This is a genomic window from Mesorhizobium sp. M2C.T.Ca.TU.002.02.1.1, assembly GCF_003997225.1.
This window is the reverse complement of the sequence record NZ_RZTO01001571.1, coordinates 1-405: the sequence shown is the minus strand read 5'-3', so window position 1 is coordinate 405 and position 405 is coordinate 1. Positions and strand designations below refer to the sequence as shown.

Below are 405 nucleotides of genomic sequence, written 5' to 3'. Positions count from 1 at the left end.
CGCCGAGATGGAGCGCGAACTGGACAAGGCCCGGCCCATCCGATTTGCCGGTCAGCCGGCCGCGCTCCTCATTCGTCAGCGAGGCTATCACGGAGCGATGGTCGATGGTTTCGTGGTGGTCGATTGCGTTCATAAGGATCACGATACCCAGAAAGAAACCTTTCGAAAAACGAGGATTTCTGCAAAATAGATAAGGTCAGCTTATCTTTCTAAATGACCATGGCAACCCTTCCCTCCCTACGCGGACTTCAAGCTTTCGAAGCGGCGGCGCGCACAGGCAGCTTCGCCGCCGCGGCGGAGGAACTGTCGATTTCGGCCGCGGCCGTCAGCCAGCTTATCCGCACCGTCGAGGACCAGATGGGGCGCAAACTGTTCCATCGGATCAACCGGCGGGTCGTGCTGACC

General features: G+C 59.0%; 2 protein-coding genes. Both read left to right on the top strand.

Translation table 11 applies throughout. From position 1 onward, the window contains the following. A partial coding sequence (locus EOD07_RS38055; RefSeq protein WP_164773002.1) for a hypothetical protein occupies positions 1-190 on the top strand: 190 nt, incomplete at its 5' end. A 29-nt stretch (positions 191-219) separates the two neighbouring features. Beyond that, a partial coding sequence (locus EOD07_RS37340; protein ID WP_127238563.1) for a LysR family transcriptional regulator occupies positions 220-405 on the top strand: 186 nt, incomplete at its 3' end.